This is a genomic window from Acetobacter sp. (genome assembly GCF_022483985.1).
Lineage (GTDB): Bacteria > Pseudomonadota > Alphaproteobacteria > Acetobacterales > Acetobacteraceae > Acetobacter.
Genome location: NZ_JAKVME010000001.1, coordinates 189,424 through 205,788, shown reverse-complemented (window position 1 = coordinate 205,788; position 16,365 = coordinate 189,424). Strand labels below are relative to the sequence as shown.

The following is a 16,365-nucleotide window of genomic DNA, read 5'->3' as shown; positions in this document are numbered from 1 at the left end:
CTCTCTCCATTTCTAAATCTGACAGAATGTTAACCAGCGATATTGCCCAAGTTTATCGCACGCGCCCTGCCAATTTACCGACGCGGTTCACATCCCGTCGGCAAGCCTGACTGTCGTTTCGTTACCGAAATCTATCTCTGATAATGCCGTCCAATGAAACAATATAACTGATATTCAGAAGGGCCGACCCGATGACAGCTCCAAATCCCGCTATGCTCGTTTGAGTAGCACCTTAAGACGAGATAGCTGATATAACGAATTCGAAATTATTTGATCGTGTAGAACCAAGAGAATGTTCGTAATGTAGTGACCGAAACCATCCCCCGGTCCTGAGACCAACGTATCCAGGCATTAAATATCAACAAGCGAACAATCGGTCCCTCTTCATTAAAGGATCTGGAAGGTGACGACTTTGCAGGCAACATACGACCATGGCCCCAGTGCAGTAGCGGGCACCGAAGAACTCCCCCGGACGTCGAAAGACCGTAAGGGAAAATCGTGGCTGATTCTTTTTGGTCTGATCGCGCCGATCAATTTTCTCATGTCACTGGACAGGCAGGCCATGACACTTTCCGCTCCTCGGATACAGGAGCAGTTCGGGTTTTCTCTCGTCGAAATATCGATGATTATTTCCTGCGTTCTCTGGACATATGCCGCCCTTCAGGTTCCGACCGGTATATTGGTCAACCGTTTTGGACCGCGTATCTGTCTGTTCGTGGGCTGCCTCGCATGGTCTCTCGCGACGATCCTGACCCCTTTCGCCGGATCTTTTCTGGGTTTCATGGTTGTGCGGCTTTTCATGGGAGCGGGTCAGTCTCCTGACTGGTCATCAAGTATCGTGACAATCAACAACTGGTTTGCTCCCGGACGCCGCGCCAGAGCAAATTCCGTTCTTCTCGCGTTTCTTTACTTAGGCTCGGTGCTCGGTGGACCGCTGACCACACAGATTACAGAACGCTACTCCTGGAAACTCAGTTTTTTCGTTTATGGCGTAGCCGGTGTGCTCTGGAGCATTCTGTGGTTTGTCCTTGTCCGGGATCGTCCGGCTTCTGCGCCTCTTCCCGCTCCTGACATAACCGGGAAACAGGACAAAGGCTGGCTCCAGTTTACCCACCTGCTCGGCTCCACCCAGTTCTGGGCCATCGGGTTGCATTATATGTGCCTGCTGACGATTCAGTCGTTTTTTCTAGTGCTTATGCCATTCTATTTGATGCAACACCGCCATATGAGTTACACTTCCATGGGGTGGCTCTATTCCATGCCCTGGCTTTTTCTCTACGTTTCGGTTTTTGTCAGTGGCATGATAGCGGACCACATCCTCAAACGCACGGGTTCCATATGGTGGGCCCGTACGCCGATGGGGATCGTAGGAACACTGTGCTGCGGTGGGTTGGCAGTCGTTGGAAACCTGATTGACAGCACAACCCTGATGATTCTGGTCTTTAGTGTGGCTCTGGCCTTTTCCGGCCTATCCCAGATTTCCATCTGGACATCCGTTCAGGATCTTACGCGGACTCAAACAGGAATGCTTGCTGGCTGGACGACCTGCTGGGGCAATGCCGCGAGCGGTATCGCCCCGATCGCCATGGTCTATATCGTCAAGCAAACCGGGAGCTGGAGCGCCGCGTTGAGCCTTCCGCTCGTCGCTGGTATCATCGGAGCACTATGTTGCGCCTGGACTCATCCGGAACGCACGATCAATGCGGAGAATCCCCGATCATGATCCTGAAGAATCGGCTCTCGGCGAATGCTTCTGAATCCGAGGATGAAAAACTGCGAGTGGATAATATCGGACAATACTCGCAAAATTCGGATCGGGCCGCGTTGGTGCTGATCGCTCTCGGTGAATGTGGACGGCGCGGACTGGCGCTCAGGGAACTTGCTGAAATCGTTGGAGCAGAAAAATCTTCCGTTCATCGTACTCTTCTCGCGCTCCGCAAGCACTCGCTCGTGACGCAGAGCACACAGCGCGGACGTTACCGTATTGGACCTGCAGCTTTCTCTCTGGGACACCGCAGAACGACACCTGTGGAACGGATTCAACAATGGAAGCCGTATCTTGTCGCATTGGCCAAGGAGTTTCATGCTTCGGCGTTTCTGCTCGAACGTTCAGGACTTGATGCCATTATCACCGACATGGCCATCACCGATAGCGCATTGCCAATTCTCGGAAGCGATGGACTCGGTGGTCGTCTTCCACTTGGATACGGCCTCGGAGGCATGGTGATTCTCGCCTGTCAGGAACCGGACAACCGGATGGCGATCATCGCCGCGAACCAGAATCGCTATGGCGAACTTGGGCTGGGTCTGGAAAAAATTCATGAATGCATCGATCAGGTGAAGAAACTGGGCTACGATTATCGACGGAATGCCGTCATCAACGGCGTGTCGGGGGTCTCCATGCCGATCCGTGAGAGTGACGGCAGTTGCTCCGCAGCCATCACGGTCTCCAAACCAACTGCATCCATGACCGAAGACGAGGCTCATCTACTCATCACGAGACTCGGTGCCTCTATCGCTGAAAACGCGTAACCGTCCTTCCCTAGTTTATGAATCAATAAGTTTTCGATATATTTGCCATCGTTCAAATCTGCCGTCTGCTGTATGTGGGGAGCATTTTTCCGGGTCTCATCGGAAAAATACCGCATCCTCTCCATATCACCACGACTGTAACCCAATAATCATGAAACAGTGAGTGAATACATTTCTTCGGCATGACCGAAATTTTTTGATTGTGTCTTTTGACATAACAAATTCTGTCGCATCTTATCCTGAAAGTCGATCTGCTATATCAGGTATTCCAGAGCCGGATGACGACATGGCTACAGGCGATAAGATAATATCGTTCGAATAATCGAGGAGACAATCCATATGGTCAAGCAACCGTTTCTTTCCCTCAACGCGGGCATTGATATGCCGCAGGTTGGTTTGGGGGTGTGGCAAACTCCCCCTGAAAAGACAACCTCGATCGTGCATTACGCCATCAATGCAGGATATCTGGCAGTCGACACAGCATCCATCTACGGAAATGAAGAGGGAGTGGGCGAAGCACTAGCAGACCGGCCTGAGATTTTCCTGACCACCAAGCTATGGAACGCGGATCAGGGTTTCGATTCAACATTGCGAGCGTTCGAACAGAGCGTTCAGAAATTACGACGGGATGTCATTGATCTTTACCTGATTCATTGGCCTGTTCCAAAGAAAGACCTTTATGCCGAAACCTGGCGTGCGATGATCCGTCTGCGTGATGAAGGTCGTATTCGCGCTATTGGCGTCTCCAACTTCACCGCGGACCAGATCAAAACCCTGATCGCCGAAACGGGAATTACACCTGCCATCAACCAGATCGAACTTCATCCCGAGTTTCAACAGCAGTCCTTGCAGGATTTTCATAAGCAGCATGGAATCCTTACGGAAGCATGGAGTCCTCTTGGACAGGGTCAGACACTGAACAGTCCTGTCATAGCGACCATAGCGAAAAAACATGAAAGAACCGCCGCGCAAGTTATCATCCGCTGGCACATCCAAAACGAATTCATTGTGATACCGAAGTCTGTCACTCCGTCGCGTCTGGACGAAAATCTGGCAGTATTCGACTTCGAACTTGATAATCAGGATATGGCTGACATCGCACGAATGGACCGAACGGACGGACGGATTGGACCCGACCCAATGACAGCGGATTTTTAAACAGACAGATACGTATCTCTACATATTTTCAGAGAATTTCCACGATTTACGTTACAGGCTTCATACGAGACCTGCCTTGCACAGTGGAAAATCACAACTGGTCTCAGTTCCATCCAACACGCATGAGAGAGAAACATCCATACGGAATTTCTCTCTCATGCGGCCGCCCAGTCACCACAGACAATCATTCTATCTGAAAAATTCTTTTATATAAGAAACTTACCTCTCTCCATCGACATAACGCAACCGAACATGACGCAGATAGTCTTCAGCTCCCAGCGGCTTTCCTGTGGCTGCGCTGATAATATCCTGCGTCGAAGCACTGCTGCCACGCTCATGCACTGACACGCGAAGCCACGCCAGAAGATTGCCGAATTCGCCACGCTGGATTTCATCCTCGATATCCGGCAACGCCGCCTTTGCTGCCGCGAACAGTTGCGCCGCCGTCAGAGCCCCCAGCGCGTAACAGGGGAAATAACCCCACAGACCCAGTGGCCAGTGAATGTCCTGCAAACATCCGCGCCGGTCATCAGGAACATCCAGACCCAGCATATCCTTGATACGGGCGTTGAATGCGTCAGGAAGATCCTTCAGAGCCAGCCGTCCTTCGATCAAGGCGACCTCAAGCTCGTAACGAACGATGATATGCGCCGGATAGGTCACTTCGTCCGCATCCACACGGATAAAGCCGGGACTGACCCGCGTCATGCGTCGATAGAGAACGTCCGGATTCCATGAACCCCGTTCACCAAATGCAGAAGCCATGACAGGCGCGGCAAATGTCGCAAAAGAACGGGACCGCGTAACCTGCATCTCCATCAGCAGAGACTGGCTCTCATGCAGCGTCATCCCCCTCGCCCGCCCAACGGGCTGGCCCTGCCACGCGGTCGGCAATCCCTGTTCATACAGAGCATGCCCGGTTTCGTGCATCACGCCGAGGAAGGCCGGAAGAAAGTCATCGGCCTCATACCGTGTCGTGATACGCACATCATCCGTAGCACCCCCACAGAATGGATGAGCACTGACATCCAGCCGTCCACGCGCCATGTCGAAGCCAACCTGCCGCATCATGGACACGCCAAGTTTCTCCTGATCCGCAATCGGAAAAGGAGCGTTACCAACCGAGGAAGTTTCTCCAGTTCTCTTCTGCCGTTCAAGCACCTCCTGCAATAAAGGCGGCAGATCCCGAGCGATGGTCTCAAAGATCGGTGTGATGGCGTCCTGCGTCATCCCCGGATCGAAACCATCCAGCAGCGCGTCGTATGGCGAAACAGACAGAGCCTCTCCCATCGCCGTGGCGCTCTCACGCGTCAGGTCGAGCACCGTCTGCAGGGAGGGAAGCAGACTCCCGAAATCATTGTCGACCCGCGCCTTGCGCCAGATCATTTCCGCCTCTGACCCGGCCTTGGACAGCGCCTCGACCAGATCACCCGGCACCGCCACGGCGCGGGCATGAATCCGTTTCATCTCGCTAAGATTGGCCTGTTTCCAGACATCACCGTCTGCGCTGGCCGTTTCCAGCCAGTCGGCCACTTCGGGGGCAGTCAGCATCTCGTGCTGCAAACCGCCAAGTGTCGCCATGACCGTCGCACGGCGGCCGGACGCTCCTTCCGGCATCATCGTGTCGCGGTCCCATGAAAGAAGCCCACCCGCATCTTCCAGAGCGGAAAGACGTCCGAAAAGACGATGCAGATGGTTGTAGGCGTTCATGGAAAACTCCCGTTAGATCGTTTACGCCAGACTATCACGATCCCGCTTTCCTGTGAGAGTGGGTTACGCAGCCGATTTTCCGGCGCTGAGACAATCAGTCTATGAGACCGAAAAATTCTTCTTTATGAAAGCCCGGTTAACAGACGGGCGCAGCCAGAGCCCTGCCCCGTTTTCATGAGACGGGACGTCCTGAACCACAATGCGGACAACACACATTACAGAGCGCCTTTCCCTTCGGAAAAAATGGAACCGGGATTATCATCCGGGCTGGAGCCTGCTGATCGCCGTTGTCGCCGGTCTATGTTCCGGTCTCGGCTCGGGATACATGTTTTTCAGGCTGGATCAGGCCCGCTCTGCACAGATCATCGCTGGCAAGAACGCCCGGATCGCCATCCTGACAGCGCAGAAACAGGCTGTGGAAGCGCGGGCAAAGGCGGAACAGATCAAGGCGAACGTGGTGTGGCGTGACATTTCAGATGAGGCGCGCCTCTGCCTTCAGAACGATTTTGTAAATCTCGGGAACGATTTCGAAATCATCACGCTTGCAGGCGATGCGGAGGCGACCTTCATGGCTGACCAGACGCAGGCCGTTCTCGAAGAGATCGACAGAAAGATTCAGCGCTCACAGATCTTTTCCGCCCGCGGCATCGGGGAGTATTACGTCTATGACAAGAATCCCCGGACTGCCTCCGGCGTCGCGGCGGCACTGAGCCGCTGCGGTTTTCCTGCCCGCACCATGTCCGCGCCGATTACGGCGGCCGGGATAGCTGGCCCCCTTCCAGCCGGCTTTGACACCTCCAACGCCGTGCAGCTTTTTATCAACACACGGAAAAAACCGCATTTCAGCTTCGACTGAAACTTACTTCCGTCTCACAGACTTCGTGACTTACACGTCTCTTGTGACCTGACGGAAAGTCAGATTGAGACGACACTCGCCCGTCAGCGGGTGTGAGGATACAGCCAGCGGTGCGACACCGTGGTACATCATCCGGGATGGTCCACCCCACACCACCACATCGCCGTGTGACAGCCGAAACCGGCGCACAGGATCAGCACGGTCGAGCCCACCCCACAGGAACGTCGCCGCCACACCGAGAGAGACGGAAACAATCGGTGTTTCCACATCCTCTTCATCCCTGTCCTGATGCAGGGAAAGACGGGTTCCGGGACGATACAGATTCAGCAGCCCGGATTGCAGCGGCGGATGTTGAAAACCAGCCGCCTGCGTTGCTTCCTCCACGAGTGATCTGAACAGGTCGGGCGTGGCGGGCCAGAGTTGACCCGTATCCGGCCTGATTCTGCTGTAGCGATAGCCGGATCGATCCGAGACCCAGCCATAATCCCCAAAAGAAGTCATGGCGACGGACATGCGATGGCCACCCGGCGTGACAAGATGCCTGAACGGCGCCTGCCGGACGATATGACGGGCTGCCTCCAGCAGATCGGGCGCCCGCGAAAGCGCCATGCCAGGAAAAACAAAGGCGCCCGGGTCCATCTGGATGCGTTCGCTCCTGTTTTCGTCCTGTCCGGGCTCCATCGCGTTGCGGAAGTCGAAAAGATCCCCCGTCACTGACGCTTTCTCCTGCCGTGCTCTTCACCCCACCGCTGATAGCACGTCTGACCGTAGTGTATTGCGGTTGTAAGATGGGTGGCGGTGATTGTAGAATGAGAGAAATGACACTGACGATGGGCTGCCCAGCATCCGCCCGCAACCCAGCCCTGAAAGATCTGTATTCATGCGTGCTCTTTCCAGACTCACCGGCCTTTCCTCCAAAGCGGGTCTCCTGCTGCTTCTGACGGTCACAGGTGCGTCCCTGTCTGGACAGGCGCTGGCGCAGCAGAGCGACGCTCTGTCGGGCGCTGAACTGATGTCCGGCGACCCCACGCGCGAGGACAGCGGCGCAGCAACGGCGACGACAGGCCGCCACGAAAATCTGCATGTCAAAGGACGCAGAAAGCTGCCGCCCGGTTATCAGGATGCCCCATCGATGGATATGCTGCATGGTCCGGACCCGGATCACGCCCAGCATGTGACACGCGATGCGGTCACCGGCGCCGACCTGTCGCGGTTTGGTTCAGCCTATCAGGATTCCGGCCCGACCGGATCGGGTAGTCTGGGAGATTCGACGGGCAACGGCTGGGTCACGCCTCGCTGACGGACTGCACCGGCATGGGACACTGTGTTTGCAGGCTACAAGACGCCGCCTGACAGGTCCGTGCGTCGAACACGTGTTTCGCCAAAGCTGAGCCAACCGTCATCAATTCCCTCTCGAACCATTTTTTACAAAAAATGTAACGGCTCTTGTGAGCCAAAGCCTGATGGCGGCGTTATGCCGCGTGTCAGGCCCGATAACGATGGCCGCAGCTTCAGGTGACCGAGACCCTCATGGCTTCATTGCAGACTTCCGACGACGAACAGAGCGCACCGCCGCCCGCCGAAACGCCACTCGACAGCATCGCCCGCATCCTTCGCCTCACTCTGGCCATCGCTGCGGTCATGCTGTCGGTCTGGCTGATCGGCGACGTGATCATGGTGGTCTTCGCGTCCGTATTATTCGCCGTGATCCTGCACGGACTCGCCCGCATCCTGAAACGCTGGACGAAGCTGCCTTATGGCGCGGCGCTCGCCATCGTCTGTCTGCTGATGGTCACGCTGAGCGTCGGAATCGGCTGGTCCAGCGGCTCGGACATCGTCGCGCAGGCCGCCAAGCTGCGTGACGCCCTGACGACTCAGGTCTACGCGCTTCGGGACCGGCTTGCCGCATGGCCGCAGGGGCAGGTTCTGCTGAACTATCTACCGGCCTCGCTCGGCGGTCACGGCGGAGGCGCGACGGGCAGCGGTGGCCTGATGTCGCTCGGCTCGCGGATCGCAGGCTCCATGACCGGCTTTCTCGGCTCGGCATTCGGCGTGCTGGGAACGCTGGCCGTGGTGGTGATCGCCGGACTGTATTTCGCAGCCTCTCCTTCTCTCTATGCCAACGGCATGCTCCGGCTTGTGCCCCGTCACTGGCGCGGACGGGGGCAGGAAGTCATGCTCGTCGCGGCGGACACCCTGTGGGCCTGGGTCGCGGGACAGGCGCTGGACATGGCGGTCGTCGGCATCCTCTCAGGCATGGGTCTGTGGATTATCGGCGTGCCTCTGGCGGTCAGCCTCGGTTTTCTGGCGGCGCTCTGTAATTTCATTCCCTATATCGGCGCCATCCTCGGCGCTGTTCCAGCCCTGCTGCTGGCGCTATCTCTCGGTCTGCGCGAGACCGCCATGGTCGCCGCGCTCTACGCCGTGGTGCAGTTTTTCGAGGGCAACGTCATGGCTCCGCTGATCCAGCGCAAGGCCGTGCAGATGCCGCCCGGACTGACCGTGCTGTCACAGACATTTTTCGGCGGCATTTTCGGCGCGCCGGGACTGATTCTCGCCTCCCCGCTGACCGCCATGCTGCTCGCGGTGGGCGACAAACTTGCGCCACCTCTGGAAGATGACGAACGTGTCTAAGCGGATGTGTCCCCCCCTGCTGCCGGTTCTGGCCTGTCTCGCGAGCGCTCTCGCCCTCTCGGGATGCGCCCGTTACGAGGACACCAAACGGCAGCTCTGCACTCAGGAAAAGCCTGACACGACACTGCTGAGACAACCGACTCTGGCCGCGTTCATTCAGGACTGCGGCCTTCAGTATTATCCCGACGCGACAGGACAGGTGACGCTGCACTACACGCCGCCGCGTCATGACGACACGCTCCCCGTTTCCGCGCCAAAAGCCTTCGCCGTCAGCGACGCCGGCGGCTCCCGGGGCAGACTGTGGTATCTCTGTATGCCCGTGCCCTATCTGGCGTCTCCGGGGAGCCGGGTGGAGAGCATTCTCGCCGTCTGCCGCTATGCCGGATCGGGCGTGGATCGCCTGTCACTGACCTATGATCCGGCTGACGCCGCCACCTACAGCCCACGGAACTGGTGACAGTTGCCCTGCCTCCGACAGGCAGGCACGCCTCCCGGTAAGTGAGGGCTGGAAAAACAGAAGCAGCCTCGCTAAACCGGCGCTATGAACGACGTCGATTTTTCCCTCGCCGGGGCCACTGCCGCGCCCACCAGAATTCTTGTCGCCCCTCAGGCCGTGCTGCGCCAGAAAGCCCGCGTTGTTCGCCCTGAGGACATGGATGTGCTGAAAGCGACCCTTCCCGGCATGTTTTCCGCCATGTATGCCGCTCCCGGCATCGGTCTGGCCGCGCCGCAGGTGGGGATCAGTCAACGCTATGTCATCGTCGATCTGGGCGATGCCGAAGACCGCCAGCCGATCGTTCTCATCAATCCCGAAATCCTCACGGAAAGCGAAGTCATGACGCCGCGTGAGGAAGGCTGCCTTTCCCTTCCCAACCAGTATGCCGAAGTCGTCCGACCGGAAGCTGTACGGGTTCGCTGGACCAGCGTTGCAGGCGAGCGTTGCGAGCGTGAAGTGGACGGACTGCTGGCAACCTGCATCCAGCACGAGATCGATCATCTGGACGGCGTGCTGTTCGTGGATCATCTCTCCACGCTGCGTCGCAACATGATCATGCGCCGTCTGGCCAAAGAGCAGAAGCTCATCAAACACTGAACGCCTCCCGCGCCACAGCCTTCACACTTCTGGGCGGACACTTCTTCCCCCGCCCGGATCTGACTTGCGGAGAACAGACCGATGCGTCTGGCCTTTATGGGCACGCCCGATTTCGCCGTTCCGGCGCTTTACGCTCTCCGCGACGCCGGACATGAGGTTGCGGTCGTTTATACCCAGCCTCCTCGCCCAGCAGGACGCGGCAAGGCGCTCCGGCCTTCTCCCGTGCATCATGCGGCGGAGACCCTCGGGATTCCCGTGCGCTGTCCGGAAAAACTGAAGAACAATCAGGAAGAGCTGGACTGGTTCGCCGCGCAGAAATTCGATGTTGCCATTGTCGCGGCCTATGGGCTCATTCTGCCGAAAGCGATGCTCGATGCGCCTGAGCGGGGCTGTCTGAACATCCACGCCAGCCTGCTCCCGCGCTGGCGGGGCGCTTCCCCCATCCAGAGCGCGATTCTGGCCGGAGACAGGGAAAGCGGCGTGACGATCATGCAGATGGATGTCGGTCTGGACACGGGCGACATGCTGTCCTCAGTCGGCGTGCCGGTCACGACGATCACGACAGCGAGCAGCCTGCATGACGAACTGGCGGCGCTGGGCGCGAAGACGGTGGTGGATGTGCTGCGTGATCGCCCGCCCGCCGTCCCGCAGCCTGAAGACGGTGTGACCTACGCCGCCCGGCTCACGAAGGAGGATGGTCGCATCGACTGGGCTCAGTCTGCGGAAACCATTGATCGACAGGTACGCGCCCTGACACCGTGGCCCGGCGCTTTCACCACGCTGGATGGCGTCACCCTGAAGATCGATGCCGTCGCGGTCGAAGCGGCACGTTCCGGCACGCCGGGTGCGGTTCTGGATGATCGTCTGACTGTAGCCTGCGGCGAAGACTCGGCTCTCCGCATCTGCCGCATTCAGCGTCCCGGACGCGGCATGATGGACACGGAGGCATTCCTGCGCGGGCAGTCCGTGGCTGTCGGCACGCGCCTAGGGTCATGACTGACGACTGTCCTCCGGCGTTTTTCAGCCAGAGCCACGCACCCGAAGACCGGCAGCGCTGGGCCGTAAAAATCGAATATGACGGCACCGGACTGGTGGGCTGGCAACGGCAGAAAAGCGGCCTGTCCGTACAACAACTGCTGGAAGAGGCTGCCTCCCGCATGGCTGGCGGACGGGATGTTCCCAGCATCACAGCCGGGCGGACGGATGCACGCGTTCACGCGACGGGACAGGTCGCGCATCTGGATTTTCCCGCCTCCCTGCCGCTCAATCCGCGTGCGGTGCGCGACGGTCTTTCCTACCATCTCAAACCGCATCCGGTGGTGGTCCTACAGGCTGCCTCCGTCGATCCCACATGGAGCGCCCGTTTCTCCGCCATCCGTCGCCGCTATCGCTACAGACTGCTGAACCGCCCTTCTCGTCCTGGTATCGAAGCCAGCAGGGTATGGCATGTGCGTCACCCGCTCGATGCGGTGGCCATGCAGTCCGCCGCCCGTATTTTGTTGGGAACGCACGATTTCTCGACCTTCCGGGCCGTCGCCTGTCAGGCGAGAAGCCCCGTCCGCACTCTGGGCCGGCTGGATATCATCCGTGATGGCGAGATGATCCTGTTCGATGTTGAGGCTCGGTCTTTCCTACACCATCAGGTGAGGAATCTGGTCGGCACACTGCAACTCGTCGGCTGCGGCCGCTGGGATTCCGACCGTCTGCGCGCAGCTCTGGAAGCGCGTGATCGCTGTGCAGGCGGCCCGACAGCCCCCTCGGAAGGACTGTATCTGGTGGGCGTGGATTACGATCCTGATCCGTTCGAATAAACATCAATTCGATTGATGTATTATATCTGAATATTTTTCTTTCTATTGCTCATATTCAGCCTCACACAAATGAAGCGACCTCTTTCTTCCATATTGCGGTCGTCACCAAGAATACCTCCACCCCTCACGACATATCTGAAAATCTCCATTCTGCCACAGCAGACCTGCTCTCCCCCTTGCATCCCGCCGCCGGTTCAGCCAAACCAAGCCTTTGCTTCAACATGGGCTGGTCACGGAATTGTCGGGGCTGGCCAATCTTGCGCTGTCAACGGCAAGGGCCTGAAGACCTCACATGATCTCCATTTTTATTGGCCGACTGATTGTCTTTTGCGCCAAGCGCGCCTCTCTCGTCGTCGCACTGTTCATGCTGCTGGCCGCGACATCCGTCTGGGTGAGCTATAATTATCTCGGTGTGACCACCGATACGGACAAGATGCTGTCCGACAGGCTGGCCTGGAAAAAACGCTCTGACATGATGGGGAAGCTGTTCCCCCAGAAGGACAATCTTCTGGTTGCGGTCATCGAGGCCGACCTGCCTGAGGAAGGACGCGCCACAGCCCGCGCTCTGGCGGACAGGCTGTCTGGAGATCATGAGCACTTCAACTATATCCGCCTGCCCGACGACAATGCTTACCTGAACCGCAACGGGCTGATGTTTCTCGACCAGAAGGCTCTCGCCAAGGTTCTGGATGACACGGTCGCGGCCCAGCCCTTTCTCGGCGCTCTGGCGGCGGACCCGTCAGCACGCGGTCTGTTTGACGCGCTCGGGCTGATCGCGGAAGGCGTCAAACGTGGTCAGGCCAATCTGGCAGGGTTTCAGGCTCCTCTGAACGGCTTCGCCAACAACCTTGAAGCAGCAGCGAACGGTCATCCTGAATTTCTGTCGTGGCAACAGCTTCTGGCCGGAAATCTGACGGATCTGGCTGGTCGCTACCAGTTCGTGATGACCCAGCCAAAACTGGATTACGGCTCGTTCCAGCCGGGTGGCGCTGCCTCCAACACCATTCGCGCCGCAGCGAAAGATCTGGAATTCGTGCAAAGCGGTCACGCCCATGTCTATCTGACCGGCGATGTGCAGATCAGTGACGAGGAATTCGCCACCGTCGCCGACGGTATGGTCGCCGGCCTGCTCGGTTCGCTCGCTCTCGTCATCCTGTGGCTGACGCTGGCTGTTCACACATGGCGCGTCATCGTGCCGATCGTGATCACCCTGATCACCGGGCTTCTGCTCACAACCGGTTTCGCGGCTGTCGCTGTCGGCACGCTGAACCTGATTTCCGTGGCCTTCGCGATCCTGTTTGTCGGTATCGCCGTCGACTTCGCCATCCAGTTCTCGGTGAGACTGCGCGGACAGCAGCCCACACAGTCCGGAGAAGCCGGTCTGGAAGAAGCACTGTTCAAGACCGGCGAGGAAACCGGTCACCAGATTCTGGTCGCGGCGCTGGCGACAGCGGCGGGTTTCCTTGCCTTTACGCCCACAGCGTTTCTCGGCGTTGCGGAACTGGGTCTGATCGCAGGCATCGGCATGCTGGTGGCGTTTGTCTGCACCATCCTGCTTCTGCCCGCTCTGCTACGCCTGTTCCGCCCGTCGATGGATCATGCGCGAACCGGCTATGCTTTCATGAAACCGGTTGACCGGATGATCCGCCACTGGCGCAAGCCTCTGCTCGCCATCTTTGCGGTCATCGCGGTTGTGGGCGCAGTCCTCATTCCCAACCTGAAATTCGACGGCGATCCGCTGCATACGAAAGACCCCCGGTCCGAAGGCATGCGGACCCTGCATCTGCTGATGAGCAATCCTGTCTCATCACCCTACAGCGCCGAATATCTCGCACCCAATCTCGATACCGCCAAAGCCGTGGCGGAGAAGGCCGGAAAACTGCCGGGTGTGCATGACGCCATGTGGCTGGGTTCCTACGTCCCCGAGGATCAGGACGCGAAGCTGGCCCTGATTCAGGACGCCGCCCAGATTCTTATCCCCGGTCTGACTGCGCAAAGCCCGCAGCCTGCCCCCGATGCCGCTGCCATCAAGGCTTCCGCAGCCTCCGCAGCTTCCGCGCTCTCGGGCATTCTCGACAGCCTTGCTCCGACCGATCCGCTGCGCCGCATTCAGGCCGCTCTCGCCAAACTCGCGACGGCGCCTGACGCACTGGCCCTGCGGGCCAATGATGCACTGGTCCGCTTTCTGCCCATGCAGCTCGACACACTGAAAGACGTGCTGTCCGCCCAGCCGGTAACGCTCAACGATGTGCCGGACATCATCAAGCGTGATTATCTGCTGCCCGATGGACGCGCTCTGGTGGAGATTCACCCCAGCGGCCTGATGTCACAACCCGGCGCGCTGCACAGCTTCGTCAAGACAGTCCGTCCGCTTTCGCCTGAAATGGCAGGATCGGCCGTGGATATCGTCGAGAGCGCGAAAACCATCGTCGGAGCGTTCAAGACAGCCGCCATTTCCGCCATCATCATGATTGCGATCATCCTGCTGTTCGCGCTGCGCAAGGTGCTGGATATGGGGCTGGTTCTGGCGCCCCTCCTGCTGTCCGCCCTGATGACCGTCATTCTGATCGTGACCGTTCCGGAAACCCTGAATTTCGCCAACATCATTGCCCTGCCGCTGCTTCTGGGTGTCGGCGTGTCGTTCAACATCTATTTCGTGATGAACTGGCGGGCAGGCGTGCAGCAGCCCCTCGCCTCACCAACCGCCCGCGCCGTACTGTTTTCGGCCCTGACAACCGGCACGGCTTTCGGTTCTCTGGCGCTTTCCCACCATCCCGGGACCGCCAGCATGGGACGCCTGCTGCTGCTTTCTTTGGGCTGCACGCTTCTGGCGACACTGGTGTTCATCCCGGCTTTATTGCCGAAGCGGTCGATCGATCAGGAATAAAACCGCGTTTCAGATTGAGTGAAAAGCACACGAATATTCAGTATTTGTGTACTTTTTTATCAATAATTAAAGACCATGCCGTGCAATCAGTTCACATGATTGCCGCAAGACTCTCACTGATAATCTCAGCAGGATGCCATTCAGTCCGCGAACACCCGACTGTGACGGGCCTGCTCTCCTACTGTCTTTTGAGTCTGACTGTGTGGCTCCAGACAGCACAGGCGCAATCCATCAATCTGGAAGAACTGCACCTCTCCTATGACGGTCCTTGCGAAACCGTCTCTCAGGCCTTGAAAGACTATCAACCCAGCACACCCGAAGCCGCGGAAGCGAACAAACGCTGGTGGAACGGCGCCATGGCTGCCGGAGGCCTTCCTTCCTACAATATCCAGTATGACCATTATCGTATCATCGATGAGTTTTTCGCCATCTGTCACCAGACACCCGGCACGCCCATCAAACCCATCATGAGACATATCGGCCTTCAGCACAGATGGATCCTGGACTGAACCTCCGTTCAGGAGACCTTCGCGCTACCAGCTCATGTATCGTGCGGGTCAACGCTATGAAACCCATATGTTTCATAGCGTGTTCTCATGACGCCGTTTTCGACATGCACGACCATGAACCCCTCAGGTGTCCCATAACGTGTGCCATGCCACCAGTTGCCGCTCACCGCGCCACCAGTGATATATGGAATGCCGTGCCAGTCGATCCGCTCCACTATATGCGTATGTCCCTGCAACACGCCGATAATGTTGTACTGATCAAATAACGGCAGCACCTGATAGGCGTTTCTGACACTCATGACATGATGCTTGGGAGGAACCGCCTGCGGCGCCGCGTAATCCTCAGCGGCAGTCACCAGAGGAATATGGGTGACAACGATCATCGGTGTTCCAACCGGTTGCGCTGCGAGATCGTGCGCCAGCCAGGCAAGCTGGGCGTCATCGATCCAGCCTTCATAACCACGATCTTCTGTGATCCCGATCGAGTCCAGCACGATGATATGGACGCCCTTGTGATCGAACGAATAATAAAGCCGACCGAAATGATCCTCGAAAAACTTCTTGCCATATAAAGGATCGGTTGGTTGCACACCACTCTTTGTATAAACGCCGAAACAGTCGTGGTTGCCGATTGTGTGATGGACTGGCGATTTCAGATCGTCGGCTGTTCTTTTATACAGATCCATCAGCATTGAGGCGCGTCCGGCATTCACACCCAATGCGTCAAAGACATGGTCGCCGCCCTGTATGACAAAATCGGACCGGATGGAACGGGCTTTTACAAAGGCCTGATGACAGCCCTCCGCCGCATTCAGTTCAGGCTGAAGATGCGTATCGGTAATGAAGAGAAAAGAGAAGGATTTGTGTGGTCGCAGAGGTGGGCGAACCGGAAGAGCGGCCCGCGCACCCATCGTCGTGAGCAGTCCCGCCCCACCGGCGAACGACAGAAAGGTTCTTCTTTTGAGGCAAAGCATCCGGACGACCTCTCTCTGTCCATAAATCGCAAGACTGAAGAACCAGTCTGATCAGAGTTCTGCCTCCATTCAAGCATGTCACAAATGATTCATAACGCCGTAATCACGACTGAAAAGCTCCCCCAAGCCGGTCGAAAGCCCCTCGTCCGACAGTCATTTTTCCGGACGGGTTCTGTTTCTGAGCAACATTCGCTATCTGAG

The 16,365-nt window shown here is 57.7% G+C and carries 15 protein-coding genes; 12 read left to right on the top strand and 3 right to left on the bottom strand.

Annotated features, from left to right (window positions below; translation table 11 throughout):
- Nucleotides 1-403: 403 nt before the first annotated feature.
- The 3 genes from LKE90_RS00935 (at nucleotide 404) to LKE90_RS00925 (ending at nucleotide 3,690) form a co-directional block, all read left to right on the top strand.
- Nucleotides 404-1,723 carry an MFS transporter gene (locus tag LKE90_RS00935; protein ID WP_291492694.1) on the top strand — a complete coding sequence of 440 codons (1,320 nt, stop codon included), beginning with the start codon at nucleotides 404-406 and terminating at the stop codon, nucleotides 1,721-1,723.
- Nucleotides 1,720-2,532 carry an IclR family transcriptional regulator gene (locus LKE90_RS00930; protein ID WP_291492692.1) on the top strand — a complete coding sequence of 271 codons (813 nt, stop codon included), beginning with the start codon at nucleotides 1,720-1,722 and terminating at the stop codon, nucleotides 2,530-2,532. The genes LKE90_RS00935 and LKE90_RS00930 overlap by 4 nt, the downstream gene beginning before the upstream one ends.
- 339 nt (nucleotides 2,533-2,871) lie before the next feature.
- Entirely contained in the window at nucleotides 2,872-3,690 is an 819-nt protein-coding gene (locus tag LKE90_RS00925; RefSeq protein WP_291492690.1) for an aldo/keto reductase, read from the top strand.
- 219 nt (nucleotides 3,691-3,909) lie between these two features.
- Here the strand turns inward: LKE90_RS00925 and LKE90_RS00920 are convergent, their stop codons facing one another.
- Nucleotides 3,910-5,400, bottom strand: a complete 1,491-nt coding sequence (locus LKE90_RS00920; protein ID WP_291492688.1) for a carboxypeptidase M32 — start codon at nucleotides 5,398-5,400, stop codon at nucleotides 3,910-3,912.
- Nucleotides 5,401-5,599: 199 nt separating this feature from the next.
- Between LKE90_RS00920 and LKE90_RS00915 the strand changes: the two genes are divergently transcribed.
- Nucleotides 5,600-6,256 carry a hypothetical protein gene (locus tag LKE90_RS00915; protein WP_291492686.1) on the top strand — a complete coding sequence of 219 codons (657 nt, stop codon included), beginning with the start codon at nucleotides 5,600-5,602 and terminating at the stop codon, nucleotides 6,254-6,256.
- 30 nt (nucleotides 6,257-6,286) lie between these two features.
- Here LKE90_RS00915 and alkB read toward each other — a convergent pair whose 3' ends face one another.
- Nucleotides 6,287-6,970, bottom strand: coding sequence for a DNA oxidative demethylase AlkB (gene alkB, locus LKE90_RS00910; protein WP_291492685.1), 684 nt, complete (start codon nucleotides 6,968-6,970; stop codon nucleotides 6,287-6,289).
- 166 nt (nucleotides 6,971-7,136) lie between these two features.
- Between alkB and LKE90_RS00905 the strand changes: the two genes are divergently transcribed.
- The 8 genes from LKE90_RS00905 to LKE90_RS00870 all read left to right on the top strand — a co-directional run bounded on the left by LKE90_RS00905 (nucleotide 7,137) and on the right by LKE90_RS00870 (nucleotide 15,190).
- Nucleotides 7,137-7,556, top strand: a complete 420-nt coding sequence (locus LKE90_RS00905) for a hypothetical protein (RefSeq protein WP_291492683.1) — start codon at nucleotides 7,137-7,139, stop codon at nucleotides 7,554-7,556.
- Nucleotides 7,557-7,786: 230 nt separating this feature from the next.
- Nucleotides 7,787-8,890 carry an AI-2E family transporter gene (locus LKE90_RS00900; RefSeq protein ID WP_291492753.1) on the top strand — a complete coding sequence of 368 codons (1,104 nt, stop codon included), beginning with the start codon at nucleotides 7,787-7,789 and terminating at the stop codon, nucleotides 8,888-8,890.
- Nucleotides 8,883-9,347 carry a hypothetical protein gene (locus tag LKE90_RS00895; RefSeq protein ID WP_291492681.1) on the top strand — a complete coding sequence of 155 codons (465 nt, stop codon included), beginning with the start codon at nucleotides 8,883-8,885 and terminating at the stop codon, nucleotides 9,345-9,347. Before LKE90_RS00900 ends, LKE90_RS00895 begins: the two co-directional genes overlap by 8 nt.
- Nucleotides 9,348-9,431: 84 nt before the next feature.
- The gene (gene def / locus LKE90_RS00890) at nucleotides 9,432-9,983 is read left to right on the top strand and encodes a peptide deformylase (RefSeq protein WP_291492679.1); all 552 of its coding nucleotides are present in this window, start codon (nucleotides 9,432-9,434) and stop codon (nucleotides 9,981-9,983) included.
- Nucleotides 9,984-10,064: 81 nt separating this feature from the next.
- Nucleotides 10,065-10,979: a methionyl-tRNA formyltransferase gene (fmt, locus tag LKE90_RS00885; RefSeq protein WP_291492677.1), complete on the top strand. Its 915-nt coding sequence runs from the start codon at nucleotides 10,065-10,067 to the stop codon at nucleotides 10,977-10,979.
- The gene (gene truA / locus LKE90_RS00880) at nucleotides 10,976-11,794 is read left to right on the top strand and encodes a tRNA pseudouridine(38-40) synthase TruA (RefSeq protein WP_291492675.1); all 819 of its coding nucleotides are present in this window, start codon (nucleotides 10,976-10,978) and stop codon (nucleotides 11,792-11,794) included. Before fmt ends, truA begins: the two co-directional genes overlap by 4 nt.
- Nucleotides 11,795-12,086: 292 nt before the next feature.
- Nucleotides 12,087-14,681 carry an MMPL family transporter gene (locus tag LKE90_RS00875; protein ID WP_291492673.1) on the top strand — a complete coding sequence of 865 codons (2,595 nt, stop codon included), beginning with the start codon at nucleotides 12,087-12,089 and terminating at the stop codon, nucleotides 14,679-14,681.
- A gap of 161 nt (nucleotides 14,682-14,842) precedes the next feature.
- The gene (locus LKE90_RS00870; RefSeq protein ID WP_291492671.1) at nucleotides 14,843-15,190 is read left to right on the top strand and encodes a hypothetical protein; all 348 of its coding nucleotides are present in this window, start codon (nucleotides 14,843-14,845) and stop codon (nucleotides 15,188-15,190) included.
- 32 nt (nucleotides 15,191-15,222) lie between these two features.
- Here the strand turns inward: LKE90_RS00870 and LKE90_RS00865 are convergent, their stop codons facing one another.
- Nucleotides 15,223-16,164: a metallophosphoesterase family protein gene (locus LKE90_RS00865; RefSeq protein ID WP_291492669.1), complete on the bottom strand. Its 942-nt coding sequence runs from the start codon at nucleotides 16,162-16,164 to the stop codon at nucleotides 15,223-15,225.
- Nucleotides 16,165-16,365: the final 201 nt, after the last annotated feature.

Excerpts from the sequence above, each read along its gene's own strand:
- LKE90_RS00930 (WP_291492692.1), top strand. The coding sequence starts at position 1,720 with ATGATCCTGAAGAATCGGCTCTCGGCGAATGCTTCTGAATCCGAGGAT.
- LKE90_RS00925 (WP_291492690.1), top strand. The coding sequence starts at position 2,872 with ATGGTCAAGCAACCGTTTCTTTCCCTCAACGCGGGCATTGATATGCCG.
- LKE90_RS00920 (WP_291492688.1), bottom strand. The coding sequence starts at position 5,400 with ATGAACGCCTACAACCATCTGCATCGTCTTTTCGGACGTCTTTCCGCT.
- LKE90_RS00915 (WP_291492686.1), top strand. The coding sequence starts at position 5,600 with ATGCGGACAACACACATTACAGAGCGCCTTTCCCTTCGGAAAAAATGG.
- LKE90_RS00905 (WP_291492683.1), top strand. The coding sequence starts at position 7,137 with ATGCGTGCTCTTTCCAGACTCACCGGCCTTTCCTCCAAAGCGGGTCTC.
- LKE90_RS00900 (WP_291492753.1), top strand. The coding sequence starts at position 7,787 with ATGGCTTCATTGCAGACTTCCGACGACGAACAGAGCGCACCGCCGCCC.
- def (WP_291492679.1), top strand. The coding sequence starts at position 9,432 with ATGAACGACGTCGATTTTTCCCTCGCCGGGGCCACTGCCGCGCCCACC.
- fmt (WP_291492677.1), top strand. The coding sequence starts at position 10,065 with ATGCGTCTGGCCTTTATGGGCACGCCCGATTTCGCCGTTCCGGCGCTT.
- truA (WP_291492675.1), top strand. The coding sequence starts at position 10,976 with ATGACTGACGACTGTCCTCCGGCGTTTTTCAGCCAGAGCCACGCACCC.
- LKE90_RS00875 (WP_291492673.1), top strand. The coding sequence starts at position 12,087 with ATGATCTCCATTTTTATTGGCCGACTGATTGTCTTTTGCGCCAAGCGC.
- LKE90_RS00865 (WP_291492669.1), bottom strand. The coding sequence starts at position 16,164 with ATGCTTTGCCTCAAAAGAAGAACCTTTCTGTCGTTCGCCGGTGGGGCG.